The sequence below is a fragment of the Neisseria sp. P0021.S007 genome, from assembly GCF_051956855.1.
The window spans coordinates 1-662 of record NZ_JBQCXA010000595.1 but is presented as its reverse complement, the minus strand read 5'-3'; the positions used below and the strand labels follow the sequence as shown (position 1 = coordinate 662).

Annotated in this window: 1 protein-coding gene and 1 pseudogene; one reads left to right on the top strand and one right to left on the bottom strand. The window is 50.2% G+C overall.

Annotated elements, in window-relative coordinates; translation table 11 throughout:
• Nucleotides 1-227, top strand: a pseudogene (locus ACTHUR_RS14845) (phage tail protein); the annotation flags it as partial.
• A gap of 117 nt (nt 228-344) precedes the next feature.
• Here the strand turns inward: ACTHUR_RS14845 and ACTHUR_RS14840 are convergent.
• A partial coding sequence (locus tag ACTHUR_RS14840) for an aspartate/glutamate racemase family protein (protein ID WP_440399356.1) occupies nt 345-662 on the bottom strand: 318 nt, incomplete at its 5' end.

The window sequence follows — 662 nt, the reverse complement described above, 5'->3', positions numbered from 1 at the left end:
CTTCCACCCTGCCGCGCAAAAACCTGACCTTGAACAAAAAAGAAAAAATGGAATGCGGCAACGAACCCGAAATTTCCGAATGGTCTCTCAAACTGCGCCGTAAAAATCCCAATCATATCGATATGAAATACCAAGGTTCGGATTGCGCTTCAGCCATTACTACCGAGACGGAATTTAACCGCAAAGGCAAAACCGTCAACATTATTCACAAAGTTTACTCCTCATAAGCGGATAACATCCATATCGTGAAATTTGGCGTTTGCCGCATCATGGGTGGGACTACGGATAAACTGATACGAAATGGCAAATCCACTCCGTAGCAGTTTAATCAGGAGTCCCACTTATTATTCCGCCAGCGCCGCATCCACTGCCGAGAGCGCATGGATGGCGGTGCTGTCGAACACGGGCAGTGGGCTGTCGGTTTCGTTCACAAGCAGGCAGATTTCGGTGCAGCCGAGTATCAAGCCCTGCGCGCCTTCGTTTTTCAGACGACCTCTCAAGTCGTAAAAGTAGCGGGCGGATTCGGGGCGGATGCGGTTCAGGCACAGTTCGTCAAAAATAATGCGGTGGATTTCGTCTTGTTCGGCGGCGGTTGGAGCTATGGTTTGTACGCCCTGCGAAATCATGCGCTCAGTGTAAAAACCGTCGCTCATGGTAAAGGG